The sequence below is a fragment of the Bacillus sp. L75 genome (assembly GCF_003676355.1).
GTDB classification, from domain to species: Bacteria; Bacillota; Bacilli; order Bacillales; family Bacillaceae; genus Bacillus; species Bacillus velezensis.
Genome location: NZ_ML064902.1, coordinates 98,063 through 115,924 on the forward strand (window position 1 = coordinate 98,063; position 17,862 = coordinate 115,924).

The following is a 17,862-nucleotide window of genomic DNA, read 5'->3' on the forward strand; positions in this document are numbered from 1 at the left end:
ATTGTATCTGTTTCATCATCATACGCAAAGAGTATTCTTTCAATAAAAAAGCAAAAACCCCTGATTTGCCAAGGATTTTTGCCTTTTTTGTTCCTATTTTATAACAGCGCGGGCGACTTTTATACATAAATCCATAACAGCCGTCCGTCCTTTGTCTGTAATCATGCGATACGCTTCTTCATTTGCAAGGCCCTGCTGCGCCCAAAAAACGGGAGCGTCCGTCTGTAAAAATTCTTCAGCGACGCCGGGAAGCTGCTCAGAGCGTCTGAACACATTCACGATATCAATCGGTCCCTCCACGTCTTTTAATGAAGCGACGGCTTTAACGCCAAGCGCCTCATCAATCGTTGGATTGACGGGAATAATTTCATACCCTTCATTCTGCATCGCTTTGGAAACCATGTAAGAAGTCCGGTCGGGACGGTCTGACAGCCCGACGACTGCGATCCGTTTGCTCCGGTCCAGAATTTCTTTAATCTCTGATTTTGAAGGATTTTGCATCTTTACCATCTCCTTTTGATATATTGTACATGACCGCTTCGCCGGAATCAAAAAAAGCGCTTTGTCAGCTTAATTCTCAAAAAACTTGTCATCAGACGGTAACAACTCGTGTTAAAATAGAGTGAAGGGACATTGAAAAGGAGAAATGTAGATGTTGATTGCTTTATTGATTATTTTGGCCTATGTAATAGGCAGCATCCCGTCAGGTTTAATCGTAGGCAAACTTGCGAAAGGGATCGATATTAGAGAACACGGAAGCGGCAATTTGGGCGCTACAAATGCTTTTCGCACGCTTGGCGTTAAAGCGGGATCTGTTGTCATCGCAGCCGATATTTTAAAAGGCACCTTGGCCGCGGCGCTCCCATATTTACTGCACGTCCCCATTCATCCTCTTCTCGCAGGGGTGGCAGCAGTAATCGGCCATGTATTCCCCGTGTTCGCAAAGTTTAAGGGAGGCAAAGCCGTAGCCACATCAGGGGGCGTCCTGTTGTTTTATGCTCCGCTGTTATTCGTTACGATGGTTGTAGTATTTTTCGTATTTTTATTCCTTACGAAATTTGTTTCTCTGTCTTCAATGTTAACAGGGATTTATACGATTATTTACTGTCTGTTTGTAAAAGACCCTTATTTATTAGTCGTAGTGACGCTCTTGACCGCGTTTGTTATCTACAGACACAGGGCAAACATCAAACGGATTATAAACAAAACAGAACCGAAGATCAAATGGTTTTGATGAAACTTCAATTTTGACATCAAAATGCCATATGCGTTTATAATAGAGATAATTTCTTTATATGAGAAACAAAAAGGGAGTGTTCCGGATGAACATGAAAGTAACGAAAGGCGCGCTGGATTGGTACAAAGAAGAGCTCGATCTGGAAACAGGCGACCATGTCCGTTTCTTTGTCCGTTACGGGGGATGCAGCAACGTTCAGAAAGGCTTTTCTCTCGGCATTTTAAAAGACCGGCCGATGAACATCGGCACCAGCACGGAAGTTGAAGGCATTACCTTTTTTATTGAAGAAAGCGACTTATGGTACTTTGATAATCACGATTTGTCAGTCACATATTCAGATCAGGCAGAAGAGCCGGTATTTGATTACGTGTAAGAAAAAAAGAACGCAGCGGATGCGTTCTTTTTTTTTACAGCCTGAACCTTTTGAGATGATCAGTGAGATGTTCTTTTTCTAATATGCTTCTTTGCGTATCACCGAGCAGGTCAAAGTGGGGAAATTCATTTTTATGGTGAATCCACTCCGGCTTCAGCCCGTACTCCGCTCCCCATCTGATCAGTTTATTGAGATCGCTTGAACCGGCCTTCGTCACGGTCTTAGCCTCCGGAAAGCGGTCGTCCAGCCAGTAATGCGTTAAAAAAGCGATTTTCCCTTCCGATACATCCCGCTTCCATCTTTCCAGTTCCTTACGCGTAATTCCAAATGCCATAACTGCAGCCGCTCCTTATTTTTTTGCCTTTTCGTAAGCGGCATGCCAATCAGGAAAAGCCTTGCGAAACTGAATCGGTTTGAAGCTCTCTTTATCAACGCATATATGAGAGGATGTCGCTTTGATGGCAAGTTCTTGATCCGGATTATAGATGTGGTAGCCGTAAACGGTTTTAAATCCGTTATATTCTTCAATCCAAGTATGTACGACAGCCGTTTCTCCGTAGCGGAGCGGCTTTTTATAAGAAATGCTGATATCCAATACAGGGGACAGCACTCCTCTGTCTTCCATATCCTTGTAAAGGAATCCGAGTTCCTTAATCAGCGCCGTTCTGCCGACCTCCATCCAGACTAAGTAATTGGCATGATAGACGATGCCCATTTGATCTGTTTCCGCATAACGCACTTCTATTTCTTTTTTTGACACATGCAACGTTCTCTGCTCCCTTATTATCAGATTAGCCCCATTTTATCACAACGAGCCGGAAAGAGAAAAAAACCAGGTTTCCCTGGTTTTTATTATGATTGATAGCCGTTTTCTCTTGCAGCCGATTCATCCTGGATTTCACTGCGGAACGATTCAATGCTTTCATTGCGTCTGGCATTCTTCTCTTGAATGCGCTGTTTTTCCTCATCTGTCGCAAATTCCATTGATTCTTTGGCTTCTTCTATATTTTCAATTGTATTCTGCACCATATCCTGCAGCTTTTCAACGTTATCGGAACGGTCATCCGGATTCGGTTTTTGATAATTGTTTGTCATAATGTCTGCTCTCCTTTGATGATGTTATTCGCCTTTCGTCTGCATGACAATCGGATGTCCGTTTGACTTGTCATGAAACTTTTCCCCTTTGTTGCGTTTATATTTAACGGGTTTTGTCCCTAAGTGGCTCGGAGCGTATTGCGGCTGGCCGTCTTTCTTGTTTATGCCCATGTTCATCCCTCCTTAAGAGTATATTTTGCAAAAGGAGGTGCAAACATGACTGCAAATTAAAGGTTATTTTTGTTTGAACCGCTGCTCCAGCTTTTCTTCAAGCTGATTCAAATATTCCGTATTGGTCATCAGCTCACGTTTATTTTCCATAACCAATTCATGAAAAGAACGTTTTCGCATTTTTTTCAATCTTCTCACCTCCGTGTTTTCATTCATTTTTTCCAATTTTTCAAAACCTAAGCCCTCCACAAATAAAAAAACTGAACCTCTATTTGAGATCCAGTTTTTCTTTCATTTCTTTTTTTGTCATCGTGCCTACGCGAATATGCTGAATGGTTCCTTCTTCGTCTAATATGTATGTTGTCGGATAAGAAAGCACGTTGAAATCTCCGTTAATTCCGCTTTTGTCAATCAGAATAGGAAAGGTCAGCTGATAATGATCAGCAAATGATTTCACAGCCTGTATATTTTTTTCAGAGGACGTAAAATTAACGGCTGCTACCGCAATATCAGGATATTCTTTCTGCAGCTCCTGCATATCGGGCATTTCCATTCGGCACGGCTTGCACCACGTCGCCCAGAAATTGAGGAGCACTTTTTTTCCTTTATAATCAGAAAGGGAGATGCTTTTTCCTGACAATGTATCAAGTGTAAAGTCAGGGGCTTTCATCCCTTCTTCTGTCCCTTCTTTCGGACTTTTTTGTACAGAATAAATGTTCCAGCCCGCATATACTAACAACCCGATAAGTAACATTCCGCCCAGCCATTTCGCAAGCATCTTAAGGCCTCCCGCATAAAAAGAGAGAAAGCAGACTGCTTTCTCTCCTTTGTTCATTCTGCTACTGTTTCATTTTATCGCGAAGCACCATTTGTAAAATGCCGCCGTGGCGATAGTAATCAATTTCCACTTCACTGTCAAAACGGACAACAACTTCAAATGTTTTTACCGTACCGTCTTCACTGATTGCTCTGACATTCAGCAAGTCGCGCGGACGTACAGATTCATCAACATCCACCTCGATGACTTCCTTACCGGTTAAGCCGAGTGTATCCGCGTTTTCACCCTGTTTGAACTGAAGCGGCAGCACACCCATGAAGACGAGGTTGCTTCTGTGAATTCTTTCAAAGCTTTCGGCAATGACTGTTCTGATGCCGAGCAGGTTTGTTCCTTTTGCAGCCCAGTCACGTGAAGAGCCCATTCCGTAATCTTTTCCGGCCAGGACGACAAGACCCGTTTTATCATCTTTATACCGCATGCAGGCATCATAAATAGATGTCACTTCCCCGGTAGGCCAATGTGTTGTGTATCCGCCTTCTGTACCCGGTGCGATTTGGTTTTTAATGCGGATATTGGCGAATGTTCCTCTCATCATGACTTCATGGTTTCCGCGGCGTGAGCCGTAAGAGTTAAAGTCGCGAGGAGAAACACCTTTTTCCTGCAGGTATTTGCCCGCCGGTGTGTCTTTTCCGATCGCTCCGGCCGGAGAAATGTGGTCAGTCGTCACAGAATCGCCGAATTTGCCGACAACACGAAGTCCTCTTAAAGGCTCAACTTTTCCCGGCTCTACAGACATTTCCTCAAAGAACGGCGGGTTTTGAATGTAAGTGGAATCCTGATCCCACTTGTACAGCGCTTCATCCGTCGTTTCGATTTCGTTCCAGCGCTGGTTGTCGTCAAATACCGTTTCATACTCTTTGCGGAATAATTCCGGCGTAACAGTCTGTTTGACGAGAGAATTGATTTCATCCATGGACGGCCAGATGTCATCGAAATAAACATTTTGTCCGTCATTTCCGACACCGATCGGATCCGTTTTCAGGTTGATATTCACAGTGCCTGCTAATGCGTATGCGACAACAAGCGGAGGTGACGCAAGGTAGTTTCCTTTGACAAGCGGATGGATCCGGCCTTCAAAGTTTCTGTTACCCGACAAGACAGAAGTGATCAAGAGATCATTTTTAGCAACCGCTTCTTCAATCTCTGGAGAAAGCGGGCCGGAGTTCCCGATACATGTCGTACAGCCATACCCTACGAGGTTAAAGCCGAGCTCCTTCATGTAAGGAAGCAGGCCTGAGTTGACTAAGTATCCAGTAACAACCTTAGACCCCGGTGCAAGTGATGTTTTAACATAATTCGGCACTTTCAAGCCTAATTCTACCGCTTTTTTGGCTACCAATCCGGCACCGATTAATACATAAGGGTTTGATGTATTCGTACAGCTTGTAATAGCGGCGATTGCAATCGCCCCCGTTTTCATAACCGCATCTTCGCCGCTGTTAAGTTTAAATGAAATTTCTTTGTTCTCTTCAGCAGCATCCGCTCCGAATCCTTGGTTGCCGGCCGGGCTGACAAGATGTTTTTTAAACGTTTCCTGCATAACGGAAAGCGGGATTAAATCCTGCGGACGTTTCGGTCCTGAAAGGTTCGCTTCGATTTTTGACAGATCAATTTCCACAACGTCTGTAAAAATCGGCTCTTCCGCGTCAGGCGTATAGAATAAACCGTTGTTGCGGCAGTATGCTTCCACAATATCGATCTGCTCTTCTTCACGGCCGGTCAGACGCAGGTAAGAAAGTGCTTCCTCGTCAACAGGGAAGAATCCGCAAGTCGCTCCGTATTCCGGCGCCATATTGGCAATAGTCGCACGATCCGCAAGCGGAAGCTCAGCAACACCAGGACCGAAGAATTCAACAAATTTATTGACTACGCCTTTTTCGCGCAGCACTTGAGTGACTTTCAGCGCCAAGTCAGTCGCCGTCGTTCCGTTAGGCAATTTTCCGACAAGTTTCGCGCCGATGACCTCAGGAACAGGGAAATATGAAGGCTGGCCGAGCATTCCCGCTTCCGCCTCAATACCGCCGACACCCCAGCCGAGGACGCCGATTCCGTTAATCATTGTTGTATGGGAATCTGTTCCCACCAATGTATCAGGATATGTCACAAGTTCTCCGTCTTCCTCTTTCGTATGAACGACACTTGCCAAAAACTCAAGGTTTACCTGGTGAACGATACCTGTTGCAGGCGGAACGGCCTGATAATTGTTAAACGCTTTCTTTGCCCAGCTTAAAAATTTATAACGTTCTGCATTTCTTTCGAATTCTAAGTCCATATTAATGGCTAACGCGTCTTCCGTACCGGCTTTGTCGACTTGAACGGAGTGGTCAATGACCAGGTCAACCGGAATTTCAGGATTGATTTTATCAGGGTCTCCGCCGACAGAGGCCATGGCTTTTCTTAAAGATGCCAGGTCAACTACGGCCGGAACGCCGGTAAAGTCCTGTAGAATAACCCTTGACGGTTTAAACGGCACATCGATATCTTTTAATTCAGCAGTACCCCATCTTGCTAAATTTTCAACATGTTCTTTTGTAATGACGCGTCCGTCTACCTGACGCAAAACGGATTCCAAAAGAACCTTAATAGAATAAGGAAGTTTTGAAACATTGCCGACCCCTGCGTCTTCCAATGCTTTTAATGAATAGTAGTTGTATGTTTTCCCATTTGAAGAAAATGTTTTTCTTGCTTGGAAAACGTCTTGTGTTGCGACTTTTTGCTGATTTGTCATTTCCCAAAATCCCCCTTCAATGATCAAGATCGTCCTTTAGATGAATGTTCACATTCCATCACAATTTTCTCACAATTTCATCTTAGTATAAAATCATACATAAGTAAATATCAATGTTTTTATTAAATACAATAAGATCGTCTTATCAGCATGATTTTCGGTAAATTTTGTCCGATTTTCCGCCTCATACAACGGGCTGTAAAGAGCCATATTAATGTTGAGGTGATGATCATGGTAAAACGGAAAGCCAATCATGTCATTAACGGCATGAATGATGCGAAAAGCCAAGGCAAAGGCGCGGGTTATATAGAAAATGACCAGCTCGTCCTGACAGAAGAAGAACGGCAGAACAATAAAAAAAGAAAAACAAACCAATAGCCGGAACACCTTAAAAAGGAGGCTTTAACATGACAAATAAAAATACGAGTAAAGATATGCATAAAAATGCTCCGAAGGGCCATAACCCCGGCCAGCCGGAACCGCTGAGCGGAAGCAAAAAAGTGAAAAACCGCAACCATACAAGACAAAAACATAATACAAGCCACGATATGTAAAACAGACCCCGTGTCTGTTTTTTTGTGCCATTCACCCATTCAAAGCTTCTGCATACGTTATAGCAAGGCTTTTTAATATGGAGGAATGCTTCCATGAATCACTCAAAAAACGCTGAAGAATTTGATGATACGGAAGAATGGCTGCGGCAGTTTTACGAGGACCCGTATGCTTGGTATGACGAGACGCTGCCGATCGATCTATATGAAACAAGCCGTCAATATATCATTGAAGCCGACCTGACGGCGCTGAAGCAGGTGCAAGCGATAACCGTCACTCTTTCGGGGAATGAGTTTATGCTCTCTGTTAAAACGCTTGAACGGACGTTAAACAAACAAATGATGCTTCCTTTTTATCTGAATGACAAACATATTTTCACTGATTTCACCAACCATATTCTGACCGTCTCCATGAACAAGGAGCCAAATGAGACTCCTGCCTCTTTTTCCTTTCAATTTCCTCTATAACATAAAAAAGCCGCTTTCATCCCTCAATGGAAGCGGCTTTTTTGTCCGGTCATATCAGTCATATACCCTCAAAGTGAAACTCCCATGGCCAAATAGCAGAATCACTATACGATAGAATATGTTCTACCAACCGGAATGACTGGACATCTATCATTTTTTCTATTCTTTTTTTCATGTGTTCTTCTATTCTGTCTTCGTTTACAATATGGTTAAAGTAAGGAGGAGATAGAACAATGCTGGAAGGCTGGTTTATGTGGTTTATTTTATTTTGGGTCATCGTGATGATCGGATTGCTGTCTATCGGCGGGTTTTTTATGTTTCGAAAATTTTTAAAACGCTTACCGAAAGAAGACGGCCGGTCAGAACTGGATTGGCAGGACTATTATATTGAAAAAAGCAGGCACTTATGGAATGAGGGTGACAAGGCGTTTTTGGATGAATTGGTCGCCCCCGTGCCGGAGCTCTTTCGGGATGTAGCCAAAGCGAAAATCGCCGGAAAAATCGGTGAACTTTCCTTAGCGGAGGAAGCTGAACAAATAAACCGTGATTTAATCATCAGGGGTTACATACTGGCCACTCCTAAGCGTGATCATCAATTTTTAAAAAAGCATCTCCGTGAAAAACAGATTGATCTTACTCCTTATCAAGCTCTGCTCAAATAAAAAACCTTTCCGGCGGACGGAAAGGTTTTAATTCATCTGAATATCAGCGGTCTTCAGTTCATTCGAAAGTTTGCGGTAAGACAAAAACATCGCGATGCGCCACGGGACAATCATTCCGAAAGCCAGAATCCAAAACATTCCGCTTAAAGCTCCGTAATCAATCGTCGTGCTCAAAATGGATTTCATAGCGATTCTGATAACCAAGAGACCAATCAGGATAAACACAAACGCTTTTGACCGTTTTAAATAGATTTCATTATTTTTAATCTCAAATTTAGATGTTTTAATCAGAAAAATAGAGAAGATCACGCCCAGCGTAATGGCCTCCAAAAATTCTTCGCCCGTCACTCTGAAAATCGGAAAAAGGAACATAAGCGCTCCCGTACTCATGAAAATCGGCGGGAGAATTATTTTTTTAGGTGAAGCGGGCTTGTCGGAGGATTTAATCCTGACGATCATCACGGAAATTGCCATGGCCGCTGCAATAACGGATGAAATTATAATCATCATCTTTATCATTCCTTTGCTTGCACGGAGTTTGATACTATATACTATACTCCAAAAACATAAAAAAAACCAATTTGAAAAGAGAACACGTTTACGTTCCCGTTACCCGGCCTACGGCCTCCAGCACTTTAGATGCTTCAAACGGTTTAACGATAAAGTCTTTAGCGCCTAATTCAATCGCTTCCAGAACGATCCGCTGCTGCCGCATGGCGGTGCACATGATGATCCGGGCTTTCGGGTCAAAAGCTAAAATATCCTGCAGGGCCTGTATACCGTTTTTGACCGGCATGGTAATATCCATTGTCACCAGGTCGGGACGGATTTTTTGATATACTGCCAGAGCTTCCTCACCGTCAGCCGCTTCCCCGGCCACTGTGTAATTCGCCGATTCCAGAATCTCTCTGATTTTCACCCTCATGAACTTGGCGTCATCTACAACTAAAACTCGTGTCATATTCCCCTCCACATATTTAACATTAACTAGTCTTATTGTACCAAAAACAAAAGGGTATATAATAGTTCAAAAGTTATTAATCCGTTACAGACCCGTAAATCCTCCGAAAAGATTTGACAGAACGATCAGAATGTAGCTCATCCAGTTAAAAAACAGCATAACTCCGATCAGAATCATAAGAATGCCGCCGATTTTCATGATAAGCAGCTGATGCTTGCGAATCCAATTCATTCTGGTAATAAAAAATGAAAGAACAAGAAAAGGAATCGCAAATCCGAGAACATATAAAAACATATACGGCACTGCTGAAGAAGGATTTGTATTGGCCAGCGAAAACACGGCTCCTAAAATAGGCCCGCTGCACGGCGACCAGCCGGCTGCAAACGCAAGACCGATCAGAACCGAACCGATAAACCCCTCCGGACGGCGCTTAAAGTGAATGCGCCGCTCTTTCATCATGAATTTCGGCTGAAACACACCGGCAGTAATCAGCCCGAAAAGGATCAGCATGATAGCGCCAAACTGGCGGATCGCTTCATGATATTGGGTAAAAAAACTGCCGATAAACGAAGTTCCATATCCCAATGCGATAAAAATCACGGAGAAACCAAGCAAAAAACAAAGTGTATGCACGAGGCCGCGCTTTTGCAGCATCACCTTTTCTGTTTTCACCTCGTCCATACTGACACCAGTTATGTAAGATAAAAAGGCGGGGTACAACGGCAGACAGCATGGAGAAATGAAAGACAAAAATCCGGCCCCAAACGTCAGAAAGTAATTAAAACTCACGATGACACACTCCCTTCGAGTTATGACAAAATCATTTCATTTTTTTAACACTTTCCCGAGAAGGATTACTTTTTATAGAAAAAGCTTATATAATTTAATTTGACATCGAGATATTATACTCCTTCTTATTTGAAAAACAGTATAAATGTGGATATAATAATAGCGACTCAGGTGAAAGATTTATGTATGAAAGGATATATCCCTGTGATTAGAGAGCATCTATTAAATGAAATTGAAAAAAAACGGGCAGAGCTGCTTAAAATCGTCATGACAAACGGAATGACATCAAACATTACGATAGAACTCAGCCAGGAGCTTGACCACCTTCTCATACAATATCAAAAAGAACTGCACACCGGCAGTTGGGGTGAAACATGACGCCAAAATAAAAAACCCTCTCCGGGTTTTTTATTTTTATAACCATGTATATCTATATCATAATCTGTACGTATTATTTCGCTTGATTATTCATGGCTTTCATCATTTGATTAATTTTCTTTTGAGAAGGTTTCATTCCCATTTGCATCATCATCATGCGTAACATTTGTTCATTAATAGGCGGATTCTTTTTCAAATAGCTCATCATATATTTACGAGCAATAAAAAACCCGAGTGCAACACCTATGAGCAATGCGACAACGCCCACTAGGATGCCAACCCATAAAGTCATTTTATTTCCTCCTTCATGTTGTCTAGTTTAAAGTGTACTAAACCAAAGGCTATTATACAACATTTACATCTCTTTTTCCTCGTTTTTAGACAAAATTTCTTTCTCTGACCGGATTTAACCACCCGTAGCGCCGTGTCTTGAAATCCATTGCAAGAAAACAGGGGCTGATTTTACGCAGAATCTCAAAGAAAATCGTTTCCGCCTCATAATCTCCCGAAGCCGCAATCTCAATTAAACTGTCTTTCATCATGAAGGTGGCGCGGCCCTTTTCTCCGGGAAGTGTAAGCCGGTAAATGGAATCCAAACGGCTGTAACTCATTCGGTTTAAATGCAGCTGGAGACGCTGATGCATATGTATCACCGGAATCGGTTCCGTTATATATTGAACTTGCTTTTCTGTCATTTGATATTCCTGGAGTGTCAGATCTGTCCAATGATAGTCTCGAAACAACTCAAACATAGCCGTTTCCCGCCCGAAGTAGTGGTTCGCAAACTCATCCTTTATCAGGTGCGTATAGTAATGACGTTCCATTTCCTCATCCCCTTTTACAGCGCTTCGTTATTGCTTTCTATTATACAAAAGGAGAAAAGAAAGAATTGTCTATTACTGTTACGCCGCTCCTTCTATTTTTGTCGCATAAACAGGAAAAAGAGGATGATTTGACTCATCCTCTTTTGTCTCGTTATTTGTTTAGAAGTTTTTTCACGCGGTCAACCACGTTTTCTGCAGTAAACCCGTATTCTTTCATAATTGTTTCTCCCGGAGCTGAAGCACCGAAACGGTCAATTGCGAGAACGTCTCCTTCAAGACCGGTAAATTTACCCCATCCGAAGCTTGAACCCATTTCGATCGCAAGACGTTTCGTCACATTCGGAGGAAGCACGCTGTTTTTGTACTCGGCCGATTGTTTTTCAAAGCGGTCCCAGCTCGGCATGCTGACTACAGATACGTGAATGTTTTCTTCAGCCAGTTTCGCTTGAGCTTCGATCGCAAGTCCGACTTCAGAACCTGTCGCTAAAAGAAGAGCGGCCGGTGATTCCGTTTGGGCTTTTGAAACGATATAAGCCCCTTTTTCCACGCCCGCATACGCTTCTTCAGCCTGCTGATCAATCGTCGGCAGGTTTTGGCGTGTCAATACAAGAGCTGTCGGATGATCTTGGCTTTGAACGGCAACCTTCCATGCAGCTGCGGTTTCATTTCCGTCAGCAGGTCTGATCACAGAAAGGTTAGGAAGTGCGCGTAAAGAAGCAAGCTGCTCAATCGGTTCGTGAGTCGGCCCGTCCTCTCCTACGGCAATACTGTCATGCGTGAATACATAAGTGACGGGAAGACCCATCAATGACGCCAGACGAATGGCAGGTCTTAAATAATCAGAGAACACAAAGAATGTGCCGCCGAATACGCGGAGGCCGCCGTGAAGCGCCATTCCGTTTAATGCAGCGCCCATCGCAAATTCACGGACACCGAACCAGAAGTTTTTCCCGGCGTAGTCTTTGGCCGTGAAGTCTCCTCCATTTTTGATTGTCGTTTTATTTGAACCCGCAAGGTCAGCAGATCCCCCCACAAAGAAAGGAATTTTCTTGGCGATCCCGTTCAGCACCTCACCTGAAGATGCGCGGGAAGCAAGGCTGCTGCCTTTTTCATAAACGGGAACTTCCTGATCCCAGTCTTTAGGAAGCTCGCCTTTCATTCCGAGTGACAGCTGTTCAGCAAGCTCAGGATATTTTTCTTTATAAGCCGCGAACAGCTCATTCCATTCCTGTTCTTTTTTCGAGCCTGCTTCTTTTACAGCTTGATTGAAATGCCCGTATACTTCTTCCGGAACATAAAAATCTTCTTCAAACGTCCAAGCATACGCTTCTTTTGTCAGCTTGCTCTCTTCTTGTCCTAACGGAGCGCCGTGAACGCCGGATGTGCCCGCGCGGTTTGGAGAACCGAAACCGATGGTGGTTTTCACTTCGATCAATGTCGGTTTTTTATCATTCTGGCGCGCTTTTTCAATTGCAGCCGTCAATTCAGCGATGTTGTTTCCATCCTCAACATAAAGAACTTCCCAGTTCATTGCTTCAAAACGCTGCTTTACATTTTCAGAGAAAGAACGGTCTAAATCGCCGTCTAAAGAAATGTCATTAGAATCGTATAATACGATCAGGCGGCCTAATTCAAGATGGCCTGCAAGAGAAGCTGCTTCGGAAGAAATGCCTTCCATTAAATCGCCGTCTCCGCAAATACTGTATGTATAATGATCAACTACGTTGAATGAATCACGGTTATATGTCTCAGCCAGATGGCGTTCTGCAATTGCCATTCCCACTGCCATTGCAATACCCTGTCCAAGCGGCCCGGTAGTTGCGTCTACTCCGGCTGTATGCCCGAACTCCGGATGTCCCGGTGTTTTGCTTCCCCATTGACGGAACTGTTTCAAGTCTTCAATGCTGAGGTCATATCCGCTTAAATGCAGCATGCTGTATAAAAGCATTGAACCGTGGCCTGCTGATAAAACAAAGCGGTCGCGGTTAAACCAGCCCGGATTCTGCGGGTTTACATTCATAAATTTCGTCCACAGCGTGTATGCCATCGGAGCGGCTCCCATCGGCATGCCCGGATGTCCGGAATTCGCTTTTTCAATTGCGTCTATAGATAGTGTACGAATGGTGGCAACTGATTTCTTTTCAATTGTATCCATTATAATCCCCTTCCTTATTGTTGTACCTTTTCATCATAAAGCGATGCTGACTTTTTCTCAACTCTTTCAGCTTAAATTTGAGATAAACTTGTTGAAAATTGTCGTAAAGCACATCCTGATATTAGTATATACGAAAAAAGAATACGTATTGCCGTATTCTTTCTGTTTAATGAAGATTATTTTTCTGTTGTTCTCTTTTTAATTTTTCAGGGGTGACATCGTTGCCTTCCGGATCAATCACTTTTACGCTCTTTAACGTATTTTTCATTGAGGAGCGGAATCCTTTCAAATACTCCTGGCGAAGCTTTTGCTGTTCAGCTTTTTCCTCATCCGTTATCGTGTTTGATTTAGCTTTTTGAGCCAATTCGTTAATTCTTGCGATTTTTTCTTTAGAAATCATAATAAGCTCCTTTGGTGCGTGTTGATTATATACTACTAAAACGCAGTCTTTTTTACAACTGATGCGCGTCAGCTGCCTTCTGTGTCTGCGATATATTCCTGAAACCGCCGGTGAACCGTGGCTTTGGACACATCGTAGCCGAATCCCCTTAAGGTCGCTGCGATTTCTGCAAAGGTAAGCTTGTTGGCTCTCAGCCTGATAATTTCCGAAACCGGAACCTCTTTTTTTTCTTTTCCGCTGTTTTCATGTCTGTTTTTCAGATTCCGTTCAGGTTTGTAGCCGTTTTTCACGGCTCTTTTCATTCCCCGCCGGATTTTCATATTGTGAATTTTCCTTTGATATTCCTCAACAATACTGACGATTTCGAGTACCATCGAATCAGCTTCGGAAAGCTCCAGTTCACCTTTATGAGCCGTCGTATATATTTTTACGTTCTCCCTGTAAATGCAATGCAAAAGCGCAATCTTGGCGTTTCCTCTTCCCAATCTCGTTTCGTCCTGCACCAATATCGCGTCAATATGTGATTTTTTAATTTCATCAAGCATTTCAAATACTCCGTCGCGGTCCATTTCGTAACCGCTGGCTTTCTCAGAAATGACTTTCACGACTTCCATGCCGTTTGCAGCAGCAATCTCACTGAGCTCCTCTTCCTGTCTTTTTAATGACGTTTGCTGCTGTTCTTTGTTTGTGCTTACGCGGGCATAAATGAGCGCCTTCATTTCTCTCTTTCCTCTCTAATTGACAATGGCCAGCTGATATACGGCCGGATGCTTTTTCTTAACCGGAAGAATAAGTTCGTCTCCGGGCTTTATATCAGCAGTTTGGAGATGATTATTCTCCGTCACCCACTCAATGAAATCTTCTTTATTAATGTGTTTCTTTTCTGCTACATGATCCGCAAGTGACCAGAGTGTATCGCCGTCCTGAACCTTTATTTTAACATATTGGCTGAGGGACTGATCATTTCCCGCACATGAGACAAGTAAAATAGCGGCACTTAAAATCGCAGTAAACAGTCCGACAAATATAATAGATTCTTTCGCCATGTAAACAACCTCCGATAAGAATGTTTGTTCGCTTTTTATACCTTTTAGTATATACGAACAAACGTTTCTGTCAATCGTTTTTTTCGAACCTATGTTTGTACTGTCAGGAAAATCATGCTATAATCTACTTAAAATCGACGTTTTGAGGTGCGAAATATGACGAAGCTATCAAAAAGGCAGCTTGATATCCTGCGTTTTATTAAAGAAGAGGTAAAAACGAAAGGATATCCGCCTTCTGTAAGAGAGATAGGAGAAGCAGTAGGACTGGCTTCCAGTTCAACCGTGCACGGCCATTTGGCGCGGCTGGAGACAAAAGGCCTGATCAGACGGGACCCAACTAAACCGAGGGCGATTGAGGTATTGGATGAAGAAGAAGTCCACATTCCGAAAAGCCAGGTCGTAAACGTTCCGGTCATCGGGAAAGTGACGGCGGGTATTCCGATTACGGCTGTTGAAAATATCGACGAGTATTTTCCGCTTCCTGACCGGATGGTTCCTCCGGGCGAACATGTCTTTATGTTAGAAATCATGGGAGAAAGTATGATCGACGCCGGCATTTTTGACAAAGATTACGTCATTGTCAAACAGCAGAACACGGCCAATAACGGAGAAATCGTCGTAGCTATGACCGAAGATGATGAAGCGACGGTCAAGCGCTTCTATAAAGAAGACAATTATGTGCGGCTGCAGCCGGAAAATCCGACGATGGAGCCGATTATCCTGCAAAACGTAAGCATTTTGGGGAAAGTTATCGGCGTATTCAGAGCCGTACATTAATTCTATTAAACTTCATTTATCGTAAAAAACCCCTTACAGAGGGGTTTTTTTGCATAAAAAAAGCAGATTCGCCCTGGCTTAAGAAACGAATCTGCTAAGGAGGAAAAACTTACATTCTTATTATCCGACATCACACTTTTGAAGTCAACTAATAATGTTTCCCTCGAGAAACTTTTCATTCATTTTTCAACTTTGTATATTTGTGCGTGATGAATTTACTTTTGTTTATGTTTTCTTTGGGCGGGTGCATTAAAATTTATATATGAATATTTAGTACATAGTACAATAATTTATATTTAAATATAAAAAAACCCGCTGCCTTTAGCGAGTATCTATTTTCAATCAAAATGATAATATTCTACACCGTAAAACCCTTTAATATAGACGGGGCCACAGACGTTTGAAGAACTTTCAACCAGAATTCTGTATTTGTGATACGGATCAATTGATTTTTTATCCTGGGCACTGAGGTTTAACCAGCTGCCGCTGTAGTTTTTAGAACTTAATGTATAAAAATTCCCGTTCAGCGCCATCCGCTGGAGTTTCATGCTTAAACCGCACGAAGAGTTGTTCATTATGGTGAACTTATATCCTAAAAAGTAATCGTCGGCAGCTACAGCCCCCGGATTTTCAATATGAAACTCTTTTGCATTTCCCTCCAAAGTGAAGCTTGTTTTTGATCCGAATTCAGTGGTAGCCGCTTTAGCTGAGTGTATTCCGCTAAAACATAATAAAAAAACAGCAATACATATCCAGTATTTTTTCATTTGCATCCCCCTTTTTACATATTTTAACTTGTGAATCCTGTGATGTCTATTCACATTTTATTAAAACGTATGCTTTATAACCACTATATACCAGTTTAAAAATTTGCGGATTGCTTACAATGAAGACTAAACGAAATAACGAAGGTGGTTCAAATGAAACACGTAATTGCTTTCGCTTCTAAAACGGCGCTCACACTTGCTTTACTGTACATTGTTCTGGATCTTATGTACCAAGTAACCTTTTTAAACGTTCTGTTTATTACAGTGATCTTAAGTTTAATCACTTATTTTGCGGGTGATTGCATGATTCTGCCGAGAACAAGCAATTTCACAGCCGTTGCAGCTGATTTCGGGATTTCATTCATTATATTATGGATATTCCTTATGAACATTGGCGGATTTAATGTCTCTCCTGCCGCGGCATCGGTTATCTCTGCACTTTGCATTTCTGTTTTTGAGGCATTTTTTCACCGGTATTTGCAGCAATATGTACTTCCCGAAGATTATCAGGACACAACAGAGACGGATAGCACGCTATGGAGCTATCAAACCGAGGCGTCTGAAGAATTAGTGCCGGAAAAAGACCCTCAGGAAAAAACATAAAAAGGAGGCAATCGCCTCCTTCTCATTTTATTTTTGCTTCTGATCGTCCAGCGGCAGCTGCAGCAGTGAGTCTGTGCCTGTCGCTTTCGGCGTTTTTCCGTCCCATTTTTCAATCCATTTATATTTGATCATCTCATCGGACATTGATTTCTTTATGATTTCGTTATAATCAGCGATCCCTTCCGCTTCAATTTTTTTCTTTTTCGCTTCGGCTTCGGCTATTTTAATTTCAGTTTGTGTCCGTTCAAGTTCCTGTGAAGACTTCACCCTTGCATCGATAGCTTCCTGTGTGGCTTTATCCGGCTTCGGTACGCCAAGCGTCAGATCATCAATTAAAAATCCAAGACTCTTCATATCATCAGCAAATCTCTTTTGAACATCGGCAGCGGCTTCTGCAGATTTTTGCCCGTATGTGTCAATAACCGAGTATTTGCTGATTGATTTTCGCGCCGCATCCCACAGCCTTGTTTTTAAATATGTATTTTCAATCGTTTCAACGTCTACCGCTCCGAATTTGTTAAACAGATCGACTACTTTATCAGGCTGCACGACATAGTTGTAAGCGATATCCATTTCTATATTTTTACCGTCTGAGGTTGCCACTTTTATATTTTCATTATTCACTGTCTGCATACGCACCGGATATTCCGTTACTTTATTAAATAATCCGACTAAGTGCCAGCCTTGGTCCAATGTGTCGGATTTTACCCCGCCATTCGGTGAGTATACAACCCCGACATAACCGTTCGGTATTTTTTCAATGAATAGTGACGCTGTAACGCCCGCAATTAAAAGGGCTGCACCTATAATCACACCGCCGATAATTTTTTTTTTGTTTCCGCGCTTATTTTCGCTCATGCTGATCTTCTTCCTCCCATGACTTTTTGAATTTTTTGGCTCCGCTTCCCACTTGTTTAAAGATTGGACTAAGCATCAGCCATAAACCGAATCCGATGATGACAAGAAGAATGATAGACCCGATCATCACTTTCATTTGCCCACCTCTTTTCTTTCATCCTGTCAATTATGTATACGATCT

Annotated in this window: 29 protein-coding genes; 9 read left to right on the forward strand and 20 right to left on the reverse strand. The window is 42.7% G+C overall.

Features of this window, described 5'->3' with window-relative positions; genetic code table 11:
- Positions 1-93 precede the first annotated feature (93 nt).
- Entirely contained in the window at positions 94-501 is a 408-nt protein-coding gene (locus D5S11_RS03940; RefSeq protein ID WP_108724950.1) for a CoA-binding protein, read from the reverse strand.
- Between the two features lie 151 nt (positions 502-652).
- Here D5S11_RS03940 and plsY point away from each other — a divergent pair, with 151 nt between their 5' ends.
- Complete coding sequence (gene plsY / locus D5S11_RS03945) at positions 653-1,234, forward strand: glycerol-3-phosphate 1-O-acyltransferase PlsY (RefSeq protein WP_108724951.1); 582 nt, start codon at positions 653-655, stop codon at positions 1,232-1,234.
- Positions 1,235-1,322: 88 nt separating this feature from the next.
- Positions 1,323-1,610 carry a HesB/YadR/YfhF family protein gene (locus D5S11_RS03950; RefSeq protein WP_007410318.1) on the forward strand — a complete coding sequence of 96 codons (288 nt, stop codon included), beginning with the start codon at positions 1,323-1,325 and terminating at the stop codon, positions 1,608-1,610.
- A 34-nt stretch (positions 1,611-1,644) separates the two neighbouring features.
- On the opposite strand, the gene D5S11_RS03955 is transcribed toward D5S11_RS03950, so the two are convergent.
- From D5S11_RS03955 to acnA, 7 genes are all read right to left on the reverse strand, one after another.
- The gene (locus tag D5S11_RS03955; RefSeq protein WP_007410319.1) at positions 1,645-1,944 is read right to left on the reverse strand and encodes a hypothetical protein; all 300 of its coding nucleotides are present in this window, start codon (positions 1,942-1,944) and stop codon (positions 1,645-1,647) included.
- A gap of 15 nt (positions 1,945-1,959) precedes the next feature.
- Positions 1,960-2,376: a YbgC/FadM family acyl-CoA thioesterase gene (locus D5S11_RS03960; protein WP_003153973.1), complete on the reverse strand. Its 417-nt coding sequence runs from the start codon at positions 2,374-2,376 to the stop codon at positions 1,960-1,962.
- A gap of 86 nt (positions 2,377-2,462) precedes the next feature.
- On the reverse strand, positions 2,463-2,705 hold the full coding sequence (gene tlp / locus D5S11_RS03965; RefSeq protein WP_007410320.1) for a small acid-soluble spore protein Tlp: 243 nt from the start codon (positions 2,703-2,705) through the stop codon (positions 2,463-2,465).
- Positions 2,706-2,729: 24 nt separating this feature from the next.
- Entirely contained in the window at positions 2,730-2,876 is a 147-nt protein-coding gene (locus D5S11_RS03970; protein WP_003153977.1) for an acid-soluble spore protein N, read from the reverse strand.
- Positions 2,877-2,939: 63 nt separating this feature from the next.
- A complete protein-coding gene (locus D5S11_RS03975) occupies positions 2,940-3,065 on the reverse strand; it encodes an FbpB family small basic protein (protein ID WP_012117651.1) in 126 nt (41 codons plus the stop codon).
- 79 nt (positions 3,066-3,144) lie between these two features.
- Positions 3,145-3,654 carry a TlpA family protein disulfide reductase gene (locus D5S11_RS03980; protein ID WP_007410322.1) on the reverse strand — a complete coding sequence of 170 codons (510 nt, stop codon included), beginning with the start codon at positions 3,652-3,654 and terminating at the stop codon, positions 3,145-3,147.
- Between the two features lie 61 nt (positions 3,655-3,715).
- Positions 3,716-6,442, reverse strand: a complete 2,727-nt coding sequence (gene acnA, locus D5S11_RS03985; RefSeq protein ID WP_007410323.1) for an aconitate hydratase AcnA — start codon at positions 6,440-6,442, stop codon at positions 3,716-3,718.
- 231 nt (positions 6,443-6,673) lie between these two features.
- Here acnA and sspO point away from each other — a divergent pair, with 231 nt between their 5' ends.
- From sspO to D5S11_RS04005, 4 genes are all read left to right on the forward strand, one after another.
- Positions 6,674-6,820, forward strand: coding sequence for a small acid-soluble spore protein SspO (sspO, locus tag D5S11_RS03990; RefSeq protein WP_003153982.1), 147 nt, complete (start codon positions 6,674-6,676; stop codon positions 6,818-6,820).
- 29 nt (positions 6,821-6,849) lie between these two features.
- Positions 6,850-6,996, forward strand: a complete 147-nt coding sequence (locus D5S11_RS03995) for a small acid-soluble spore protein P (RefSeq protein WP_003153984.1) — start codon at positions 6,850-6,852, stop codon at positions 6,994-6,996.
- A 93-nt stretch (positions 6,997-7,089) separates the two neighbouring features.
- Positions 7,090-7,461, forward strand: coding sequence for an Hsp20/alpha crystallin family protein (locus D5S11_RS04000; protein ID WP_007410324.1), 372 nt, complete (start codon positions 7,090-7,092; stop codon positions 7,459-7,461).
- Positions 7,462-7,694: 233 nt separating this feature from the next.
- A complete protein-coding gene (locus tag D5S11_RS04005; RefSeq protein ID WP_007410325.1) occupies positions 7,695-8,123 on the forward strand; it encodes a DUF2621 domain-containing protein in 429 nt (142 codons plus the stop codon).
- Between the two features lie 27 nt (positions 8,124-8,150).
- Here the strand turns inward: D5S11_RS04005 and D5S11_RS04010 are convergent, their stop codons facing one another.
- The 3 genes from D5S11_RS04010 to D5S11_RS04020 all read right to left on the reverse strand — a co-directional run bounded on the left by D5S11_RS04010 (position 8,151) and on the right by D5S11_RS04020 (position 9,876).
- A complete protein-coding gene (locus D5S11_RS04010; protein WP_007611735.1) occupies positions 8,151-8,642 on the reverse strand; it encodes a CcdC family protein in 492 nt (163 codons plus the stop codon).
- Between the two features lie 79 nt (positions 8,643-8,721).
- Complete coding sequence (locus D5S11_RS04015; RefSeq protein WP_007410327.1) at positions 8,722-9,084, reverse strand: response regulator; 363 nt, start codon at positions 9,082-9,084, stop codon at positions 8,722-8,724.
- 84 nt (positions 9,085-9,168) lie between these two features.
- Positions 9,169-9,876, reverse strand: coding sequence for a cytochrome c biogenesis protein CcdA (locus tag D5S11_RS04020; protein WP_088056486.1), 708 nt, complete (start codon positions 9,874-9,876; stop codon positions 9,169-9,171).
- Positions 9,877-10,077: 201 nt separating this feature from the next.
- Between D5S11_RS04020 and D5S11_RS04025 the strand changes: the two genes are divergently transcribed.
- Entirely contained in the window at positions 10,078-10,251 is a 174-nt protein-coding gene (locus tag D5S11_RS04025; protein ID WP_012117647.1) for an aspartyl-phosphate phosphatase Spo0E family protein, read from the forward strand.
- Between the two features lie 73 nt (positions 10,252-10,324).
- Here D5S11_RS04025 and D5S11_RS04030 read toward each other — a convergent pair whose 3' ends face one another.
- The 6 genes from D5S11_RS04030 to yneA all read right to left on the reverse strand — a co-directional run bounded on the left by D5S11_RS04030 (position 10,325) and on the right by yneA (position 14,676).
- Positions 10,325-10,543: a YneF family protein gene (locus D5S11_RS04030; RefSeq protein ID WP_003153994.1), complete on the reverse strand. Its 219-nt coding sequence runs from the start codon at positions 10,541-10,543 to the stop codon at positions 10,325-10,327.
- Between the two features lie 85 nt (positions 10,544-10,628).
- Positions 10,629-11,075, reverse strand: a complete 447-nt coding sequence (gene sirA, locus D5S11_RS04035) for a sporulation inhibitor of replication protein SirA (RefSeq protein WP_108724952.1) — start codon at positions 11,073-11,075, stop codon at positions 10,629-10,631.
- A 151-nt stretch (positions 11,076-11,226) separates the two neighbouring features.
- Positions 11,227-13,230: a transketolase gene (gene tkt / locus D5S11_RS04040; RefSeq protein ID WP_032865999.1), complete on the reverse strand. Its 2,004-nt coding sequence runs from the start codon at positions 13,228-13,230 to the stop codon at positions 11,227-11,229.
- A 166-nt stretch (positions 13,231-13,396) separates the two neighbouring features.
- Positions 13,397-13,630, reverse strand: coding sequence for a DUF896 domain-containing protein (locus D5S11_RS04045; protein ID WP_003153997.1), 234 nt, complete (start codon positions 13,628-13,630; stop codon positions 13,397-13,399).
- A gap of 68 nt (positions 13,631-13,698) precedes the next feature.
- Entirely contained in the window at positions 13,699-14,349 is a 651-nt protein-coding gene (locus D5S11_RS04050; RefSeq protein ID WP_007611724.1) for a YneB family resolvase-like protein, read from the reverse strand.
- Positions 14,350-14,364: 15 nt separating this feature from the next.
- Positions 14,365-14,676 carry a cell division suppressor protein YneA gene (yneA, locus tag D5S11_RS04055; protein ID WP_003154001.1) on the reverse strand — a complete coding sequence of 104 codons (312 nt, stop codon included), beginning with the start codon at positions 14,674-14,676 and terminating at the stop codon, positions 14,365-14,367.
- 156 nt (positions 14,677-14,832) lie between these two features.
- Here yneA and lexA point away from each other — a divergent pair, with 156 nt between their 5' ends.
- The gene (lexA, locus tag D5S11_RS04060) at positions 14,833-15,453 is read left to right on the forward strand and encodes a transcriptional repressor LexA (RefSeq protein ID WP_003154004.1); all 621 of its coding nucleotides are present in this window, start codon (positions 14,833-14,835) and stop codon (positions 15,451-15,453) included.
- 338 nt (positions 15,454-15,791) lie between these two features.
- Here lexA and D5S11_RS04065 read toward each other — a convergent pair whose 3' ends face one another.
- The gene (locus D5S11_RS04065; RefSeq protein ID WP_003154006.1) at positions 15,792-16,220 is read right to left on the reverse strand and encodes a hypothetical protein; all 429 of its coding nucleotides are present in this window, start codon (positions 16,218-16,220) and stop codon (positions 15,792-15,794) included.
- Between the two features lie 153 nt (positions 16,221-16,373).
- On the opposite strand from D5S11_RS04065, the gene D5S11_RS04070 reads away from it, so the two are divergent.
- On the forward strand, positions 16,374-16,823 hold the full coding sequence (locus D5S11_RS04070; RefSeq protein WP_003154009.1) for a YndM family protein: 450 nt from the start codon (positions 16,374-16,376) through the stop codon (positions 16,821-16,823).
- A 27-nt stretch (positions 16,824-16,850) separates the two neighbouring features.
- Here D5S11_RS04070 and D5S11_RS04075 read toward each other — a convergent pair whose 3' ends face one another.
- Both D5S11_RS04075 and D5S11_RS19820 read right to left on the reverse strand, forming a co-directional pair.
- Positions 16,851-17,681, reverse strand: a complete 831-nt coding sequence (locus D5S11_RS04075) for a prohibitin family protein (protein ID WP_042635232.1) — start codon at positions 17,679-17,681, stop codon at positions 16,851-16,853.
- Entirely contained in the window at positions 17,668-17,817 is a 150-nt protein-coding gene (locus D5S11_RS19820) for a hypothetical protein (RefSeq protein ID WP_007410334.1), read from the reverse strand. Before D5S11_RS19820 ends, D5S11_RS04075 begins: the two co-directional genes overlap by 14 nt.
- Between the last annotated feature and the right edge of the window lie 45 nt (positions 17,818-17,862).

Excerpts from the sequence above, each read along its gene's own strand:
- D5S11_RS03940 (WP_108724950.1), bottom strand. The coding sequence starts at position 501 with ATGCAAAATCCTTCAAAATCAGAGATTAAAGAAATTCTGGACCGGAGC.
- plsY (WP_108724951.1), top strand. The coding sequence starts at position 653 with ATGTTGATTGCTTTATTGATTATTTTGGCCTATGTAATAGGCAGCATC.
- D5S11_RS03950 (WP_007410318.1), top strand. The coding sequence starts at position 1,323 with ATGAACATGAAAGTAACGAAAGGCGCGCTGGATTGGTACAAAGAAGAG.
- D5S11_RS03955 (WP_007410319.1), bottom strand. The coding sequence starts at position 1,944 with ATGGCATTTGGAATTACGCGTAAGGAACTGGAAAGATGGAAGCGGGAT.
- tlp (WP_007410320.1), bottom strand. The coding sequence starts at position 2,705 with ATGACAAACAATTATCAAAAACCGAATCCGGATGACCGTTCCGATAAC.
- D5S11_RS03970 (WP_003153977.1), bottom strand. The coding sequence starts at position 2,876 with ATGGGCATAAACAAGAAAGACGGCCAGCCGCAATACGCTCCGAGCCAC.
- D5S11_RS03980 (WP_007410322.1), bottom strand. The coding sequence starts at position 3,654 with ATGCTTGCGAAATGGCTGGGCGGAATGTTACTTATCGGGTTGTTAGTA.
- acnA (WP_007410323.1), bottom strand. The coding sequence starts at position 6,442 with ATGACAAATCAGCAAAAAGTCGCAACACAAGACGTTTTCCAAGCAAGA.
- sspO (WP_003153982.1), top strand. The coding sequence starts at position 6,674 with ATGGTAAAACGGAAAGCCAATCATGTCATTAACGGCATGAATGATGCG.
- D5S11_RS03995 (WP_003153984.1), top strand. The coding sequence starts at position 6,850 with ATGACAAATAAAAATACGAGTAAAGATATGCATAAAAATGCTCCGAAG.
- D5S11_RS04000 (WP_007410324.1), top strand. The coding sequence starts at position 7,090 with ATGAATCACTCAAAAAACGCTGAAGAATTTGATGATACGGAAGAATGG.
- D5S11_RS04005 (WP_007410325.1), top strand. The coding sequence starts at position 7,695 with ATGCTGGAAGGCTGGTTTATGTGGTTTATTTTATTTTGGGTCATCGTG.
- D5S11_RS04010 (WP_007611735.1), bottom strand. The coding sequence starts at position 8,642 with ATGATAAAGATGATGATTATAATTTCATCCGTTATTGCAGCGGCCATG.
- D5S11_RS04015 (WP_007410327.1), bottom strand. The coding sequence starts at position 9,084 with ATGACACGAGTTTTAGTTGTAGATGACGCCAAGTTCATGAGGGTGAAA.
- D5S11_RS04030 (WP_003153994.1), bottom strand. The coding sequence starts at position 10,543 with ATGACTTTATGGGTTGGCATCCTAGTGGGCGTTGTCGCATTGCTCATA.
- sirA (WP_108724952.1), bottom strand. The coding sequence starts at position 11,075 with ATGGAACGTCATTACTATACGCACCTGATAAAGGATGAGTTTGCGAAC.
- tkt (WP_032865999.1), bottom strand. The coding sequence starts at position 13,230 with ATGGATACAATTGAAAAGAAATCAGTTGCCACCATTCGTACACTATCT.
- D5S11_RS04045 (WP_003153997.1), bottom strand. The coding sequence starts at position 13,630 with ATGATTTCTAAAGAAAAAATCGCAAGAATTAACGAATTGGCTCAAAAA.
- D5S11_RS04050 (WP_007611724.1), bottom strand. The coding sequence starts at position 14,349 with ATGAAGGCGCTCATTTATGCCCGCGTAAGCACAAACAAAGAACAGCAG.
- yneA (WP_003154001.1), bottom strand. The coding sequence starts at position 14,676 with ATGGCGAAAGAATCTATTATATTTGTCGGACTGTTTACTGCGATTTTA.
- lexA (WP_003154004.1), top strand. The coding sequence starts at position 14,833 with ATGACGAAGCTATCAAAAAGGCAGCTTGATATCCTGCGTTTTATTAAA.
- D5S11_RS04065 (WP_003154006.1), bottom strand. The coding sequence starts at position 16,220 with ATGAAAAAATACTGGATATGTATTGCTGTTTTTTTATTATGTTTTAGC.
- D5S11_RS04070 (WP_003154009.1), top strand. The coding sequence starts at position 16,374 with ATGAAACACGTAATTGCTTTCGCTTCTAAAACGGCGCTCACACTTGCT.
- D5S11_RS04075 (WP_042635232.1), bottom strand. The coding sequence starts at position 17,681 with ATGAGCGAAAATAAGCGCGGAAACAAAAAAAAAATTATCGGCGGTGTG.
- D5S11_RS19820 (WP_007410334.1), bottom strand. The coding sequence starts at position 17,817 with ATGAAAGTGATGATCGGGTCTATCATTCTTCTTGTCATCATCGGATTC.